Source organism: Pseudomonadota bacterium (assembly GCA_010028905.1).
Classification (GTDB): domain Bacteria; phylum Vulcanimicrobiota; class Xenobia; order RGZZ01; family RGZZ01; genus RGZZ01.
The window spans coordinates 1-16,083 of sequence record RGZZ01000009.1; the positions used below are offsets into that span (position 1 = coordinate 1).

Consider the following 16,083-nt stretch of genomic DNA (forward strand, 5'->3'; position numbering starts at 1 on the left):
CCTCGCGCCGGACTTGCGCCGCGCCCGCCCCTCCCGCAGTCACCGCGTCGATGCCGCGGCGCACACACGCGGGCGTGATGAGCTGGCACACGTCTGAAGCCGCGAGCGCCGCAAGGCCGGCCAGAAATCGCCACCGCTGACGCGCAAAGCATTCCGCGAGTCCGCGGGCGCCACGCTTCAAGCCGTTTCTCCCTCCGACGCGAGGGCCGGCTCCACAGACACGCCCCGCGCGGCGGAGACCGACGGGCGAGAGGCGTCGATGTCGAGGGGGGCCTCGATGAACGCGAGGGCGCGCTTCTCGGTCCACCAGCGACCGCGAAAGCGCACGTTGCCAGACATGAACCCCACGTGACCACCGGCCTCGGTCACCTCGAGGAAGACCCAGGGGCTGCTGCGCGCCTGCTCGTAGGGCAGGCAGTCATCGGTGAGAAAGGGGTCGTTTCGCGCGTTGACGATGAGCGATGGAACCCGTATGGCAGAGAGGAAGCGCTTGCTGCTGCAGATCTCCCAGTAGTCGTGCGCGTCTCGAAAGCCGTGCAGCGGCGCGGTGAAGCGATCGTCGAAATCACCAAATGTGCGAATGGCGCCGTAGTCCCGGGTGTTGATGTGCGGCGGGAGGAGATGGCGCTTGGCCTCGATCTTGCGCTTGAGCGAAGTGAGGAAGCGCGCCAGGTACACGCGACTGAATCCGCTCGAGAGCGCGCGGGCAGCAGCACCGAGATCGCACGGCACCGAGAAGGCCACGATGCGGTGGATGCGGGGGTCGATGCCCGCGCCCTGCTCCCCCGCGTGCTTCAGAACGAGGTTGCCGCCCAGGCTGAACCCCACGAGCACGATCTGGGCATATCCTGGGGTCGCGTGGGCGAGCACGACGGTCAGATCGTCGGTTGCGCCGCTGTGGTAGAAGCGGGCGGTGCGGTTCATCTCTCCGCTGCATCCGCGGTAGTTCCAGGCGAGGGCGTCGAAGCCGGCGTCGTTGAGCGCGCGCGCCATGCCCACGACGTAGGCGCCCGCACTGCTGCCCTCGAGACCATGGCAGATCACGGCGAGCCGTCGCGACCCGACACGTGACCAGTCGAGGTCGAGGAAGTCGCCGTCCGGTGTATCGATGCGCTCGCGACGGTACGGCACGGGGTCGACACGACGACCGATACGCGCCACGATGGTCTGGACATGGCCATTGCCAAGGCCGGGGGGGCAACGATAGCTGCTGTCATGGACGATGGGCATGGCAGGGTTCCTTCCACGTGCGCGCGCGCAATCCCGCGCCACGGGTGCGTGCTCGAGCAGCGGCGCGGTTGCGCCATTCAATATTGCTGCGACCGCAAGAAGCCCTGTCGTGGCGGGTACATCGCAAGATGGCCCCGCCGCAAGACCATCCACGCGCGGCGAAACGGAGAACCCGAATGCAAGAGCCCATCGAAACCGCTGTTGCGGATCCAGTCGGGTCAGCCCCCCCCCAGGGGAACCATCGCCGCCCGACTGCTGAGAGAGCGGCGGCCAGTCATGAAAGAGACGATACCCAGCAGATCTTCGAGGAGTTCTGCCGAACCCGCGACCCGGAGCTTCGCGCGCGCCTCGTGGAGCGCCACACGCGCCTGGTCCGGCACATCGCCTACAAGTTCGCCAATCGCGGAGAGCCTGTCGAAGACCTGATCCAGGTCGGCAGCCTGGCCCTCGTGAAAGCCATCGACCGCTACAACCCGAGCGTGGGCGCGGCCTTCACCACCTACGCCACGCCCACCATCATCGGCGAGATCAAGCGCTACTTCCGCGATCTCGCCTGGACGATGCGCGTGCCAAGAAGCCTGCAGGAGCTGCGTCTGCAGGTCAACCGCACCAGCGAGCAGCTCTCACAGACCCTCGGGCGCATCCCCACGGTGCGTGAGATCGCCGCGGCGCTCAACGTCAGCCAGGAGCAGGTGCTCGAGGCCGAGGAGATGGGGTCGGGCCACGGGCTCACCTCGCTCGACATCGAGGTCGACAATGGCGATGACGCCAGGATGTCACGCCTTCTCGACTTCATGGGCGAGTCTGAGGGGGGATACGGCCATGTGGAGAATCGGCTCCAGCTGCAGCGCGCCATCGGCGCCCTCAACCCGCAGCAGCGCGCCGTCATCTACCTGCGCTACTACGCGGGACTGTCGCAGAGCGCGTGCGCGCGTCAGCTCGGCGTATCGCAGATGCAGGTCTCCCGCCTGCAGAGCCAGGTTCTGAAGCGGTTGCGCGCCCTGTTGCAGGAGCATATCGCATGACGGCACTGAACGCGTGTTCGAGATCAAGAACATACGTTCTTAAAAGTACGAACACGCGTTCTGCAGGCTAGTGACCTCTTGTTTCTGCTCGTAGCGCATCGTCGCTCTTCCTGTGAATCGCAGAGGAGGCTGCCCACATTCCACAGAACACCCGGGCATGCGCCGAACTCTGCCGATTCTTGCCCTGCTCGTCTCGCTCGCGCTCGCCTCCCCGCCCGCGCGCGCCCAGTCACCCGTTGATGCGGCCGCCAAGGCCGCGCCACAGCTGCTGGCCGATTACCTGAAGATCGACAACACGAATCCACCCGGAAACGAGCTGGCGGCCTGTCGCTTCCTCGAAGCCCATCTTGCCAAGGCCGGGCTCAAGAGCACCGTGTGGGAGTCGGCGCCGGGACGCGGCAACCTGCTCGCCGTGCTGCCCGGGCGCAACCCATCGCTGGGCGCGCTCATCCTGCTCTCACACAGCGACGTGGTTCCAGCCGACCCACGATACTGGAAGCACCCGCCGTTCAGCGGACGCATCACTGACGGGCGCATCTGGGGCCGAGGCGCCCTCGACATGAAGGGCATGGGCATTCTCGAGACCCAGGCGTTCATCGCCCTGGCAAAGAGCGGCCTCCCCGTGGAGCGCACCGTCATGCTGCTCGTCGTGGCAGACGAGGAGATGGGCGCAGACGCCGGCGTGAAGTGGATGTTCGAGCACCACCCCGAGGTGTTCAAGAACGTGGCGGGCATCATCAACGAAGAGGGGCCCGGCCTGCTTGAGAACGGCCGGCTGAAGTTCTGGGAGGTGCGCCCCGGCCAGAAGGGCATCGCCTGGCTGCAGCTGATTGCCAAGGGCACGCCGGGGCACGGTTCGCTGCCCTTTCGCGACGCCGCGCCCAATCGCTTGATCAGAGCCCTCGACCGCGTGCTCGCCTATGAGACCCCGATACAGGTACTGCCCGAGGCGCAGCAGTTCTTCGCCCAGATATCCGCGCTCGAGACCGACCCGAAGCACGCCGCCCAGCTGCGCGATGTGCGCGCCTCGCTGCGCGACCCCGAGTTCTCGCGCTGGTTCTTCTCGAACCGGGTATGGAACGCCATGGTACGCAACACCATCACCCTCACCCAGCTCGAGGCGAGCAACAAGACCAACGTCATCCCGCCCCAGGCCACCGCGGCCCTCGACTGCCGCCTGCTGCCCGGACAAGACACCACCACCTTCATCGAGAGCATCCAGAAGCTCGTGGCGCCCGAAGGGGTCGAGGTAAAAGGACTCGATCTCGAAACCGCGGTAGCCGCCTCACCGACCAACACCGAGCTCTTCCGGGTCATCAGCGGGGTCATCGGCGAGTGGTTCCCGAAGGCCCTGGTGGTCACGCCCTACTCGCGGGCCGCCAACGACAGTCGCTACTTCCAGGAGAAGGGCATCGTGTCGTACGGCTTCGTGCCCTTCGCCCTCACCCAGGGCGAGCTCGACACCATGCACGGCAATGACGAGAGCGTCTCGGTGGAGAACGTCGAGCGCGGCGTGCGCATGCTCTACGATGTGGTGAAGCGCTTCTCCACGAAGTGACGCGCGGTCGTCTTGCTACCAGACGATGGCGACAGGAAACAGTTTGAACACCTCGTCGTCGGTGACGAGGGGCAGCCCTTCGAGGAGGCTCTGCGCGGCCAGCATTCGATCAAACGGATCACGATGTGCCTGCGAGAACGAACCCGCAGCGAGCGCATGCGCCGAGGTGATGGCCAGCTCGTCGGCCTGAAAGTACCGAAGGTGATCGCGGTAGCTCTCGACCACCGCGTGGGCCTCATGCAACTTGCCCAGCCTGTGCTTAGTCGAGATCTCCCAGGCGCTGGCCGCGGAGACCACCACCGCAGTGGCCGGATCACGTAGGAGCTCTCGCACCTTTCGAGACAGCCGGGAAGGGCTGACAAGAGCCCACAGCAAGACGTGGGTGTCGAGCAGCAGGCGGCTCAAGCAGGCTCCCAGCCCACCATCTCGTCTTCGGGCAACGGCTCGAAGAAAGCTTTCGTGACGCGACCTTTCACGAACCCCATGGGGCGCTCGGCAGGTTGCTCGAGAGGAACGAGGCGAGCACAGGGCTTGCCTCCCTTGGCTACGATGATCTCGTGGCCTTCTCGCACCTCTTCGAGCAACCTGGACAGGTGCGTCTTGGCTTCGTGCACGTTGACGATTCGAGGTTTCATGATGTTAGTCTACCAAACTAGACCAAGATGGTCAACGTGTACTGATCACCCGTGAGCGCACGCTTCTGCCACGGGGCGTGAATGAAGAGCGTGTCAGCGCGTCGGCGTGCTCGGGGTCACCACCACGGTGGGGGCGTCGAGCACTGGCGCCCAGCCCACGCGATAGGGACGCCCCTCAAGCGTCACGATGTTCGACTTCCCCAGCATATCGACAGCACGACGCGCCTCTTCTCCCTCGTAGATGACGGCGTGGCCACTGGCCAGGGTCGAGCCGAGCGGAAGATCCCAGGCTGCAGCAGCGGCATCTGCTTCCGCTGGAACAGCGCGCAACCGGATCGAGGTTGGGCGATATGCATCGCTCACCCGCTGGGTGAGCACGCGCAAGCCGTCGATCACCTCGCCCATGCGAACGACCCAGCGTCGGCTGCCTGCAGATTCGGGGGCGTATCGCGAGCGCAGAACGATCTCCCGAACGCCGCCGAGCTGTAGCCCCACGCGCACCGACACGCTGCCGGAGATGTCCACCCCCTCGGTGCGCGCAGGCAGCGCGATGGTGTAGAACTCAGAATCGATGGCGAGCAGGCGCAGATCGATGCGCTCGCGCTCGCTCAGCACCGCCGTGCGCCACGCATCCGGATCCTGACGGTCGCGCGCCACCGCGCGCATCGCGTCACGCCAGACCAGGCGGCCATCGCGATAGAGAACAAGATCCGGCGCGCTGCGCAGAACAGCCTCGAGGGGCTGAGGAGAGACCGGGACCCACTGCGCGTAGGCGAGCCAGTGTGTGGGCTGAACCGGATCCATTGCCCCCCCAGAGCGATCAGCCGTGCCAGTTGGGGAAGTGACGGGAGCCCCTGAGGAATCGGCCTTCAGTGAGGAGGGCGCGCCGCTCGCCGACGGGGGGGACTTCTGCGCTTCCGGCTGCGCGCCCACCGGATGCGAAGCCGCGGATGACGCCACCAGCGAGAATGCGCAGATCGAGGCCAACACGACCATCAAGTGGCGTGCAACGAGTGCGAACGTCGACCGTGAGAGAGACATGTCCGGCCAGGCTCCTTCACATACGAGGGTGTCGGGAACGGGCTTCCGCCACGCCTGTGCGGCTTCCTTCCCGCCGAAGCGCGAGCTGAAACCATCGACGGGTTGGGTGCGAAGAAGCCGGCCGACGGCTTCGTCAGCCCTGTGAAGGCCGCCCACGCGCCACATCTGTGGCAGTACGCGAGTCTGCTCAATGCTCCGCGTTCCTCTGGTGCGCATCACGCCCCAGACAGGGCACGTTGCAGCTCCAGCATCAGTCCGACACAAACGCAGAATCCGTTCAAAGGGGACCCTCGTGAATCTCGAAAGCGCAATCGAAGCCCACAGCCAGTGGAAGGTCCGGTTTCGCACCGCCGTCACGAACGGGGAGCGGCTCGACGTGTCGATGCTCGAAAAGAACAACGTCTTTGAGCTGGGTGCCTGGCTGGCAGGCGAGGCGAAAGCGAAGTATGGCCGCCTGCGTGCGTACGAGACGTGCTTCACGCAGCACGCCGCCTTCCACAAGGAGGCCGCCAGGGTGGCGCTTGCCATCAACGAGGGCCGTCACGCAGAGGCGCTCGCGATGCTGGAGCCGGGCACGCCTTTCTACGCGATCTCGAGCGACGTCTGCGTCGCGATCATGCGCCTTCGCAACGAGGCGGCCCTCTCATCTTGAGTGACATGCGACGCAAGCAGGTCCTGTCGCTGAGAACCCGCGGGCTCGTGAGGGCTACCCCCCCAGCCGCGTGGGGTCTTCCGGCCAGGCATGCCGCGGATACCGACGTGACAGCTCACGGCGCACAGACGGATAGGTTCGTACCCAGAACCCGGCGAGATCGGTGGTGATCTGCACAGGGCGCTGGTTGGGTGCCAGGAGGTGGAGCACAAGTGGAGCCTGCCCGTCACCTACGCGAGGGCCTTCGCGAAGACCGAAGAAGTCTTGCAGGCGAGAGGCGATGTAGGGCAGGCGCTCGGCTTCGTAGCACACTGCTACGCGTCGGCTCGGAAGCTGCACATGGGTGGGGGCAAGGCGATCGACCTGACGACGGGCCTGCGGCGCGAGCCGCTGCTCGAGGCACGCCAAAAACCCTCCCCTGCCCGCCGCCTCACGCACCTCATCGAACGACAAGCAGCCATCGCAGAGCGCTTCCAGCACGTCGATGAGGGCCGCCTCGCCCAGCAGCGGTCGCTCTTCGGGGGGCATGAGGGTGGCCGCGAACGCCACGCGATTCAAATACCCTTCGACGCTCTCCACATCGGTGAACGCGCGAACCCCCACGGCGCGGGCCGCCTCGCCCAGAACCGCAGCCGTGGCCGCGTCGCGGGGCGGATTGACCCGCGTCTCGTCGAGCACGAGACGGTCGTACATGAGGCTGCGCACCAGCTCGACCCGCTCGCTCTTTGCGTTCCACCGCCGCTCGTCGGTCTCGTGCACGTGGTCGATGCACAGGTCGAGCAGCCACGACGCCTCGATCTCGCTGGCCACTCGCACCAGCGTCCCCCCTGCCCGCTCCTCGGCATCGACGCACACCACCAGATCGGCCTCGCTCACCTCGGAAGCCTCCGACAGGCGAGCCGTTCCCCCGCCCGAGAGGAGCAGCTCGAACGCGCCGTCGCGACGTCGGCGGCGGGCCACCCGATCCGGCCAGGCAGCGAGAACGGCTCGCTGCAGCGCATCGTCTCCTCCACCCGATGAAACGGGCGCAAGCCAGCGGCGAAGCTGCCGATCGAGGGCCTCGATGCGCTTCGCCACCCGCGTGTCGAGGTCGTGGCGAGCGCGGTATGCCTCGACCATGGCGAGCACATCCGACGGACCGCTGCGCACCCTGCGCGCTCTCTCGCCGCTCCCGAAGCGGGTGCGCGCATCGCGGCGAGGGTCTCCTTCAGACAGGATGGCGGCGGCAAGACGCCCATCATCCACCGCTCCGAGACGCTCCGCCTCCAGCGCGAGGCGGGCGAGGCGGGGCGACAGGGGCAAGGCGAGCATGCGGCGGCCGAGCGCGCTGATCGCCTCGCCTTCAAAAGCACCCAGACGCGCCAGAAGGGCTTCCGCCTGTGCCAGCGCCACCGACGGAGGCGCATCGAGCCAAGGCAGGCTGCGCACATCGGCTACACCCGCACCTCGCAGCATGAGAACCATCTCGCTCAGATCAGCGCTCCCGATCTCGGGGGCCTCATTTGCAATGCGGTGAACATAGTCATGACTGGCATACAGTCGCACGCAACGACCTGGACGCACGCGGCCCGCGCGACCCGCGCGCTGGTCGGCCGAGGCGCGACTCACCTTCTCGACGCGCACCTCTTCGAGCCCGGACCACGGCAAGGTGCGCACGCGACGCACGAGTCCGCTGTCGATGACCGTGGTCACCCCCTCGACCGTGAGCGAAGACTCAGCCACGTTGGTGGCGAACACCACCCGCCGTCGCGCCCCGGGCGTGATCGCGGCCGCCTGCTGCTCGAGAGAGAGATCGCCGTGCAGCGGACGGGCATCAACGCCTCGATCGGCCAGCGAAGCCGCGCAGGCCTCCATGCAACGCCGGATCTCGGCTGCCCCCGGCAAGAAGACCAGCACATCGCCCGCGTCGGCGTCGAGAGCGCCGCGCACCGCCGCCGCAACACGGCTGTCGAGCGGGCGGTCATCGACGTGCGCATATTCGACGCGCACGTCGAACTGCCGCCCCGAGGTCTCCACCACCTCAGCCCCACTCAGCCACGCCGCGACAGGACCGGGATCGAAGGTCGCCGACATCACCACGATGCGCAGATCCGGGCGGGCCGTCGCCTGCAGGCGTCTCAGCCAGGCCAGCGCCAGATCGGTGTTCAAGCGGCGCTCGTGGAACTCGTCGATCACCACCACGTCGACGTCGCGCAGCTCTGGGTCTTCGATGAGCTGGCGCATCATCACCCCGTCGGTGACGAACTGCACCCGCGTCGACGGCCCCACACGTGCGTCGAAGCGCACCTGATAGCCGACCTCGTCACCCACCTGCCCCCCGCGCTCACGCGCCACCCAGGTCGCGGCCATGCGGGCCGCAAGCCTCCGAGGCTCCACGACACGGACCCGCCCGCTCAGCGCGCACGGCACGCGCGTGGTCTTCCCTGACCCGGGCGGGGCGAGCACCACAACGTTCCCCAGCGCACACGCCGCGCGAATGCGCTCGAGAACCGCATCAACCGGAAGCGCGGTCACCGAACCGGCCCGAGGGAGCACGATCAGCCGAGCAATCCGTCGGGGCTGGGGCTGTCTCGCTCGACCAGCGTGACCTCGACCGAACCGTTCAAGTGAAGGCGATCGCCCACACGGAAGGAGACCTCTTTACCGAAAGAAACCTCAGCGCCATTGATCTGTGAGCGCCCCATGCGGTCGAGCGGTCGATAGACCACCCACCCCTTGCCCTTCACCTCGATGACCCCATGCCGCGAGCAGATGCGGCGATCATCGATGCGCACGTCATTCTCAAGGCGATGCCCGATGGTGTTCTGCGCACGCAGCAGCGGTACCACCTCGTCGCCCCACTGAACGCCCAGCGACTCGATGACACTCTGCAGGCGACGGTGCTCGAAGCTCACCATGGTGCGCCCCATGGTAAGACGGTCTCCACTCACGAGAGGCGTTCTGTCATCGGGCTTGAGCGTGTCGAAGTTCACGTTCAGGTTCATGGTGGCGTCTACGTTGAGCGCCTCCGGCCGCCCGTGGGCAATCGTGATCTCGAAGGTCGCACAGTCGCGTTCAGGGAGCTCGAGATGAAGGTCTGACCGTGCGCCCGGCTTGCCCACAACGATGGGTCCCTCGAGCAGGAAAGGCTCGATGTAGAGGGCAGAGCCTCGATCGGTTCCCGACAGGACGCGCAGCACGTACTCGAAATCGACGTCACCCGGCGTGTAGTACGGGGGCTCACCGAGGCAGATCTCGTCGATCACGGGGTTTCCGACAGGCCGCCCCTCGCGCAGCGCCGCGGCCATCCAGGCGGCCTGCTCGAGCTCGGCGGTGATGAGCGCCACGTCTCCGAACACGAGCACCGAGCCCTTGGGAACGTCAACGCGCTCGCCTGAGCCGGGCAGCCTGCAGTACACCAGTCCCGGCCACTGGGCCACCATGCACGGGCGTTCGAAGCACTCCATGAAGAGATGCTCGCTGCCAAGCGACAGATCGATGTGCCACGACTCGAGTCCGGCAACGCTGAACGATTCGAGCGATTCCTCCTCTTCGGCGGGGGGCGTGCAGAGCCGCGTCAGCGGTCGCTTCAACGGGATGACGCGCCCGCTCTCAACTCCCCCCATGACGACCACGGCACGGCTTCCCTCATAGGTTCCCCCGCGGACCGGATAGTCGACGACACGTCGCAGCTGCAGCGTGTTCGCGCCGATGCGGATGCGGTCGCCCAGGCGAAGGGCGTGAGAGGTGCTCACCGAGCTGCCGTTCACCACTGTGGGCTGAACCGGAGATCGATGCTCGATCACGTAGCAGCGCTTCTCGTCGTTCCATCGGAGGAACGCCTGGATGAGCGGAAGGCTCGCGTCATCGAACGTGATGCGTCGGGGGTCGGAGGCGTCGGCCGCATCGCACCGGCCAAGCACGAGCACAGGACGATCGAGCTCGATGGAAGTGCCTGCTCGACTCCCCTCGACCACAAAGAGCTCCAACCTCGCCCTCGGCAATGTACCCCCCCCTCTCCCAGCGATTCGAGCAGAAGACGCTCCCCGATGCTGATTCTTACAAATGCTCGTGGTCCCTGCCTTGGGGGCGCGGCACCCACCTGGCAGCCACATCGCGCTCGAGACCGATTTCCAAGCCACGGGCCCTGTCGCGAGGAACACTCCCTGCGGGTGTAAAATAGGCCCCCACCATGCCCCTGCGTCTGTGGCTCGTGTTCGAAGACCCGATCATCTCTCGCGTGAAGAGCGAAAGAATGGCGCGCGCCCAGACCATGGGCGTGCTCGACGAGATCGCGCTGCGAGAAGACGTGCTGCGCCTCGAGAACTTCTGCAGCCCGTCGGTCGAGCAGATATTGCGGGCCCTGGTCGATGGCGCAGAGGGAGGGCCGCTGCGCTGGTTCGACCCACGCGACGGCCTCGAGAGCGTGCGCGGCATCCTGCGACATGGCGAGAGCAACCCCTCCGCACTGCGAGGGGTGACCCGCGACCTGAAGGCCTACCAGAAAGCGCTCGACGAGGCCGTGAGGCGCAAGATACGCTTCCGGCTGCAGGTCGACTACCGCGACGTGGTCTGACCCCCTTCCCTCCCTCGACGGCGCGCGGTACAATGAGCAGGACATGACGTACACGGCCTCGCCGTCACCTTCTCGTACAGGCGGAGCACCACCGCCTCCAAAGCGATGCTGAGCAACGAACCCGTCTTTCGTGACGGGGCCCGCGGTGAAGCCTGTCTGCTGCTTCACGGACTGGGCGGGGGCAGCTTCGAGATGAGCCTCCTGGCAGAGCATCTGCACCACCTCGGCTATGCCGTGCAGACCGTGAACTACCCTGGCCACGACCGTCCCTCAGCGATCATGCCCGCCTCCCGATGGGAGCAGTGGTATACCCACGTCGAACAGGCCTGGCTCTCACTGAGGCGCCGATACCCCCGCGTGTCGGTGATCGGGTTCTCCACGGGCAGCCTTCTCGGGCTGCATCTCGCAGCCCGCCACCCCGTCGACACGCTGGTGGCCCTCAGCCCTTTCCTGGCCGTTCGCCATCAGTGGTACTACGTTCTGCGCCCAGAGGCCTACCTCTTCTCCATCGGACACCTGTTGCCGTTCGTGCCCAAGATGAGCGCCCCGCTCAAAGATCGGGAGATGGCACGCCAGGTCAGCAACGCCACCTGGTTTCGCACGTTCAGCCTTGCCTCTGCGCGCAGCGCCGTCGCGCTCATCGCCGAGGTGAAGCGCGAGCTGCGCAACGTGCACTGCCCGATTCTCGTGATGCAGTCACCCCATGACCGTGTGGTCGATCCGAACGGGGCCGAATATCTCTTCCGCGAGGTCGGGGCACGCATCAAGAAGATGCACTGGCTGCGCCGCTCCGATCACATCATCACGCTCGACCTCGAGCGCGACGAGGTCTTCGAGCGTGTGGCGAGCTTCCTGCACGCCTGCGTCGACGCGGGTGAAGCCGCGGTCTGAGCCTCAGCGCACGCTTGCCGCCCAGCGATAGATGTCGGCATACACACGGGCCGACCTCTCCCACGAGACGTCTGTGAGCATGGCGCGACGCATTGCCTGCTGCCAGCTCTCACGATGACGGTAGTCGCCCAATGCGCGTCCGATGGCACCCAGCATCTCGTCTTTCGAGTAGCGACCGAAGAGATAGCCGGTGCCCGAACCGCCTCCGCGATCGGTGATGGTATCGACGAGGCCGCCGGTGGCGCGCGCGATGGGCAGCGTGCCATACCGCATCGAGATCATCTGTGCAAGCCCACATGGCTCGAACGACGATGGCATCAGGAACATGTCGCTGCCCGCATAGATTCGCCGCGCGAGATCGGCATTGAATCCGATGTGGCAGGCGATGCGGCTTGGATTTCCGGCCGCCGCCATGCGGATGCTGTGCTCGTAGCTGTCGGCCCCTGAGCCCAGCAGAACCATCTGGGCGTCGCTGTAGTGGAGGATCTCGTGGAAGCTCTTCACGATGAGATCGATGCCCTTCTGCGGATCGAGCCGGGTGACCACACCGATGAGCGGCACATCTGGACGTTGCGGCAGCCCCATCGCCGCCTGCAGCTCGCGCTTGCAGGCGGCTTTCCCGTCGAGGCCGTCAACACTGAACCGAGCCGCGATCCGACGATCGGTCATGGGGTTGTAGTCGTCGGTGTCGATGCCGTTGAGCACCCCGACCAGGCGCCCGTGACGCTCGCGCAGCACGCCGTCGAGACCGAGGCCGTACTCTGGTCTGCGGATCTCGTCAGCGTAGGTGGGGCTCACCGTGGTGATCACGTCTGCTGTGCGAAGCGCCTGCTCCATAAGATTGACGGGGCCGTGGGCGTCATACACGCCGATGAGCGGCCACTTCGATGGGCCGAACAGCCCTTGGTGGGCGATGTTGTGAATGGTGAACACGAGCCCCGGACGCATGGGGGCCGCCCACGCGATTCGAACCGCCGCGGCCGCATGCCAGTCGTGCGCGTGCACGACGTCGGGCATCCAACCCGCCCGGTGACACGCCTGAAGCGCGGCGCGACAGAAGAGGACGAAGCGCTCCGCGTCGTCGCCCTCGCCGTAGACCCTCCCCCGAGAGCCGAAGAAGTGGTGGTTCTCGACGAACAGGGTGCGGCCTTCATCACACCCCCAGACCTGGCTCTCCTCCCCCCGCCACTCGAGAGGGGTGGGAAAGTTGTCGAGGATCTTCGTGAGCCCCACCTGGCCCGGATGGATGGTCCCGTAGCGCGGAAGCATCAGCCGAACATCGATGTCTAGCCGGCGCAGCGCAGCAGGCAGCGCACCTGCAACATCGGCCAGGCCTCCAACCTTCACCCAGGGGGCGGCCTCTGCGGCCAGGAACAGTACTCTCATCGCGCAAGCTTCCTCTCTCGACCGACCATTGTCTGACGAGGCGATGGTTCCCTCCTCTGCCGTCTTCCCCCTCACGGCTCCCTCCCGCGGGAGAGGAGCGCCCGTGACGCCCACAGAAATCGAACGCGATGAGCAAGATCACCTCTCCCGCCATGTTGACCACAAGCGCAGTCGCCCTCCTGCTCCTGGCAAGCGGATGCGCGCATCTCACCCCAGGCGGTGCAGCGCAGAGCCCCTCACCCGCGATGTCTGCCTCGGCCGCTCCAAGTGGGACGGCAGGCACGCCCGCCTTGGCCGCAAGCCCGAGCAGTGTGCCCGCGGGTGCGCCCCCATCGGCGTCGGCCTCGCCAGGAGACCACGCTTCGGGCACCCCGTCTCCCGCTTCTTCTTCGGCGGCATCTCCCGCGGCCTCCGGAACGCCTGCGACCTCAGCCGCTTCCCCTGAGCCCTCTGGCCATCCCCGCCTGCGCGACCGCCTCAAGGACAAGATCAAGCAGCATCTGCCCGGCGCAAGCACGCGCGAAGAAGAATCGAACTGAGCGAACGCAACAGACGCACCCCCCTGTGGCGGATGCGTCTGTCTTCGAATGCCCTCGCGCCCGACGTGGGCGCTATCTCAGCCCAGGAAGCTCTGCAAGCTCTCGAGCTCTGCCGCGTCGTTGCGCAGGCGCGCAAGCGCAAGTGCGCGCTCGGCACACGCGCGGCCACCCGCTTCATCGCCACGCGCGCGACGCAGATGCGCGAGGCGCTTGAACGCATGCAACCGCTGCTCGAGCGAAATGCTCTCGATAGGCTCGGCGATCTCGAGCGCGCGAGCATAGAGCGCCTCGCTCAGCTCGCTCTCCCCCATGGCGTGATAGCGATCGGCCGCGAGAAGCACGTAGTCGAAGGCCTTCTCGTACTGCTCCGACTCGAGGAAGTGATGGGCCAGCGCCTCGTACACCTCACGCAGGCGAGGCGCAAAAGCCTCTTCGGTGGCGCCGCCGATGAGCAGATGCAGGCGGTTGCGCGAGCGTGACTCGAGCCCATTCTGCAGGGCCGCCTGCAAACCGTCGTGCCGGAAGCGGAAGCACTCGCGGCCTGGGATCCACTCCTCCTCGATGAGGTGATGGCGCGTGGCCCACTGCAGAATGCTGATGACCTCATCTTGAGGCTTGCCGGAGACCTTCATCAGCACCTCGAAATCAAAGACAGGTCCGATGCAGGCCGCAACCGTGAGCAGCATGGCCACCTTCTCCGGCAATGTGGCCACGCGGCTCTCAAACACGCTTCGAAGGCCCCGGAGCGATTCGATGCGTTCCCGAACCACGTCATCGGAGGCGCCTGCGGCAAAGCGCAGGATTCCCTCATCGGTCACCAGCACACGCTCGCGCAGCAGCACGGCCAGCATCTCCTCGACATGCAGGGGGAGCCCCTCGCTCACAGAGGCAATGCAGCTGACCACCGCATCATCGACCGAATCGGCACCGACCAGCGAGAGCATGAGCTCACGAACCAGCGCGCCGTCGAAAGGCTTCAACGAAGCGGTGACCGTGGAGGCCTCTCGCTCGAGGTCGTCTGCGAGTGCGTGCGCCGCGCTGCCCGCGGTCAGTGAGCCATCGCGCCACGTGAGCGCCACGAGCAGGGCGTGATGGCCCTCGTCAGAGACCAGACGACGGATCAATCGCAGCGATGCGAGGTCGAACTGATCGATGTTCTCGAGCACCAGCATGAGGGGCTGTGCGGCAGCGGCCGTCACAATGAAGCGAAACACCATGTCTTCGCAGCGCGCAAGCCCGCGGGACGGCTCGGCACCCAGCACGTGGTCGACACGCCCTTCGAGCAGGTACTCGAGTGTGGAGCCCTCGTCGGTCACCACGTCCTTCACGCGCAGCTCACGGCGCTGCAGATACTGCCGCATGAGCGGCAGGAACGGTGCGAGCGGGCCGTGATCGCGGGCGTTGCCCACCGCCCAGAGCGCTGAGAAGCCAATGAGATTGGCATATGAGGCGAGATCAGAGAGAAGCCTCGTCTTCCCGGTGCCGGCGGGGCCGTGAACAAGGAGCGATGCACGGGTGCCGGCGGCAACACGATCAAGCAGCGCGCGCACCGCGCGCTCCTCGGACTCGCGACCCACCAGAGGAGCAAACGCCACGGGCCGACGGGCGATGGCGGAGTCAGACGTGTCGAGCTCGATGAACTCACCCTCGCCATGGCGCTCGAGACGTGTGATCTCATCGGCCAGGTCGCGGGCTGACCCGTACCGCTGCGCAGGGTCTTTCTGGAGCAGGCGGAGGGCGATGTGCTCGACCCACATGGGTACCTTGGGATTGATGTGGCGAGGCCTGACCGGGACCTCGTTGATGTGCATGAAGACGATTCGCACCGGATCCGGTGCCCAGAACGGCACTTTGCCCGTGGCCAGCTCGTAGAGCAGCACGCCCAGCGAGTACAGATCGGAGCGCGCGTCTCCCCGCTGCCCCTTGGCCTGCTCGGGCGTGATGTAGGCGACGCCGCTCGACTCGCCGGGCGCGACACGGGTCTCGCCTTCGAGACGGCGGGCAAAGCCGAAGTCAGCGATGCGGATGCAATCGTTCTCATCGACCAGGATGTTCTCAGGGCGCAGGGAGCGATGGAGGATGCCGTTGGCGTGCGCGTGGGCAAGGGCCTCGCAGATCACCTTCAGCGCATCGCGCAGGCGGCTGAAATCACGTTGCTCGTCGTTGAACCACTGGCGAAGGTTGCGCCCCTGCACCAGCTCGGTGACCAGGAAGAAATGGCCGTCCTCACCGCCCGTGGCAATGCTGCGAACCACGTTCGGGTGGCTCAGCTTGAAGCCGTCTTCTGCCTGCTTGAGGAAGCGGACGGTGGCCTCCGGCTGTGCGGCGACCTCATCAGACAAGACCTTGACCGCCACGCGCTGCCCTGTTGTCACGTCCTGGGCGATGTACATGTTCCAGATCGATCCGTCACCCAGGCGCTCACCGATGAGGTAACGGCTCGCCACCATGCGTCCAGAGAGACTGCGCGCGCCGTCGACCTTGTTGTCCACCAAGAATGCTCACCGCCTCGATTGATGTTGGAGACGCGCAGGTCTCCGATATGAACGAACGGCGCTCACCGTGGGCCGG

Annotated in this window: 15 protein-coding genes; 6 read left to right on the top strand and 9 right to left on the bottom strand. The window is 66.2% G+C overall.

The features are described from left to right. Nucleotides 1-181 (bottom strand): hypothetical protein (locus EB084_01420; GenBank protein ID NDD26915.1); only part of this gene is annotated, 181 nt, incomplete at its 3' end. After that, a complete protein-coding gene (locus EB084_01425; GenBank protein ID NDD26916.1) occupies nucleotides 178-1,230 on the bottom strand; it encodes an alpha/beta fold hydrolase in 1,053 nt (350 codons plus the stop codon). The genes EB084_01420 and EB084_01425, both read right to left, overlap by 4 nt. Nucleotides 1,231-1,358: 128 nt before the next feature. On the opposite strand from EB084_01425, the gene EB084_01430 reads away from it, so the two are divergent. Both EB084_01430 and EB084_01435 read left to right on the top strand, forming a co-directional pair. Continuing rightward, nucleotides 1,359-2,255, top strand: coding sequence for a SigB/SigF/SigG family RNA polymerase sigma factor (locus tag EB084_01430; GenBank protein NDD26917.1), 897 nt, complete (start codon nucleotides 1,359-1,361; stop codon nucleotides 2,253-2,255). A 157-nt stretch (nucleotides 2,256-2,412) separates the two neighbouring features. After that, nucleotides 2,413-3,813 carry a M20/M25/M40 family metallo-hydrolase gene (locus tag EB084_01435; protein NDD26918.1) on the top strand — a complete coding sequence of 467 codons (1,401 nt, stop codon included), beginning with the start codon at nucleotides 2,413-2,415 and terminating at the stop codon, nucleotides 3,811-3,813. 15 nt (nucleotides 3,814-3,828) lie between these two features. On the opposite strand, the gene EB084_01440 is transcribed toward EB084_01435, so the two are convergent. From EB084_01440 to EB084_01450, 3 genes are all read right to left on the bottom strand, one after another. After that, nucleotides 3,829-4,218, bottom strand: a complete 390-nt coding sequence (locus tag EB084_01440; GenBank protein NDD26919.1) for a type II toxin-antitoxin system VapC family toxin — start codon at nucleotides 4,216-4,218, stop codon at nucleotides 3,829-3,831. Further along, nucleotides 4,215-4,448, bottom strand: a complete 234-nt coding sequence (locus EB084_01445) for a type II toxin-antitoxin system Phd/YefM family antitoxin (GenBank protein ID NDD26920.1) — start codon at nucleotides 4,446-4,448, stop codon at nucleotides 4,215-4,217. The genes EB084_01440 and EB084_01445 overlap by 4 nt, the downstream gene beginning before the upstream one ends. Before the next feature lie 93 nt (nucleotides 4,449-4,541). Beyond that, nucleotides 4,542-5,654 carry a hypothetical protein gene (locus EB084_01450; protein ID NDD26921.1) on the bottom strand — a complete coding sequence of 371 codons (1,113 nt, stop codon included), beginning with the start codon at nucleotides 5,652-5,654 and terminating at the stop codon, nucleotides 4,542-4,544. A gap of 127 nt (nucleotides 5,655-5,781) precedes the next feature. Here EB084_01450 and EB084_01455 point away from each other — a divergent pair, with 127 nt between their 5' ends. After that, complete coding sequence (locus tag EB084_01455) at nucleotides 5,782-6,141, top strand: chemotaxis protein (GenBank protein NDD26922.1); 360 nt, start codon at nucleotides 5,782-5,784, stop codon at nucleotides 6,139-6,141. A 54-nt stretch (nucleotides 6,142-6,195) separates the two neighbouring features. On the opposite strand, the gene hrpB is transcribed toward EB084_01455, so the two are convergent. Further along, a complete protein-coding gene (gene hrpB, locus EB084_01460) occupies nucleotides 6,196-8,655 on the bottom strand; it encodes an ATP-dependent helicase HrpB (protein NDD26923.1) in 2,460 nt (819 codons plus the stop codon). A gap of 23 nt (nucleotides 8,656-8,678) precedes the next feature. Then, nucleotides 8,679-10,109, bottom strand: a complete 1,431-nt coding sequence (locus tag EB084_01465) for a hypothetical protein (GenBank protein ID NDD26924.1) — start codon at nucleotides 10,107-10,109, stop codon at nucleotides 8,679-8,681. 203 nt (nucleotides 10,110-10,312) lie between these two features. Here EB084_01465 and EB084_01470 point away from each other — a divergent pair, with 203 nt between their 5' ends. Both EB084_01470 and EB084_01475 read left to right on the top strand, forming a co-directional pair. Then, the gene (locus EB084_01470) at nucleotides 10,313-10,696 is read left to right on the top strand and encodes a hypothetical protein (protein ID NDD26925.1); all 384 of its coding nucleotides are present in this window, start codon (nucleotides 10,313-10,315) and stop codon (nucleotides 10,694-10,696) included. A gap of 105 nt (nucleotides 10,697-10,801) precedes the next feature. Next, entirely contained in the window at nucleotides 10,802-11,587 is a 786-nt protein-coding gene (locus tag EB084_01475; protein ID NDD26926.1) for an alpha/beta fold hydrolase, read from the top strand. Between the two features lie 3 nt (nucleotides 11,588-11,590). Here EB084_01475 and EB084_01480 read toward each other — a convergent pair whose 3' ends face one another. Continuing rightward, nucleotides 11,591-12,973 carry a glycogen synthase gene (locus EB084_01480; GenBank protein ID NDD26927.1) on the bottom strand — a complete coding sequence of 461 codons (1,383 nt, stop codon included), beginning with the start codon at nucleotides 12,971-12,973 and terminating at the stop codon, nucleotides 11,591-11,593. Nucleotides 12,974-13,101: 128 nt separating this feature from the next. Between EB084_01480 and EB084_01485 the strand changes: the two genes are divergently transcribed. Continuing rightward, the gene (locus tag EB084_01485) at nucleotides 13,102-13,512 is read left to right on the top strand and encodes a hypothetical protein (protein ID NDD26928.1); all 411 of its coding nucleotides are present in this window, start codon (nucleotides 13,102-13,104) and stop codon (nucleotides 13,510-13,512) included. A 77-nt stretch (nucleotides 13,513-13,589) separates the two neighbouring features. Here EB084_01485 and EB084_01490 read toward each other — a convergent pair whose 3' ends face one another. Then, nucleotides 13,590-16,004 (bottom strand): hypothetical protein, encoded by a 2,415-nt coding sequence (locus EB084_01490; GenBank protein ID NDD26929.1) that lies wholly within the window; start codon nucleotides 16,002-16,004, stop codon nucleotides 13,590-13,592. Nucleotides 16,005-16,083: the final 79 nt, after the last annotated feature.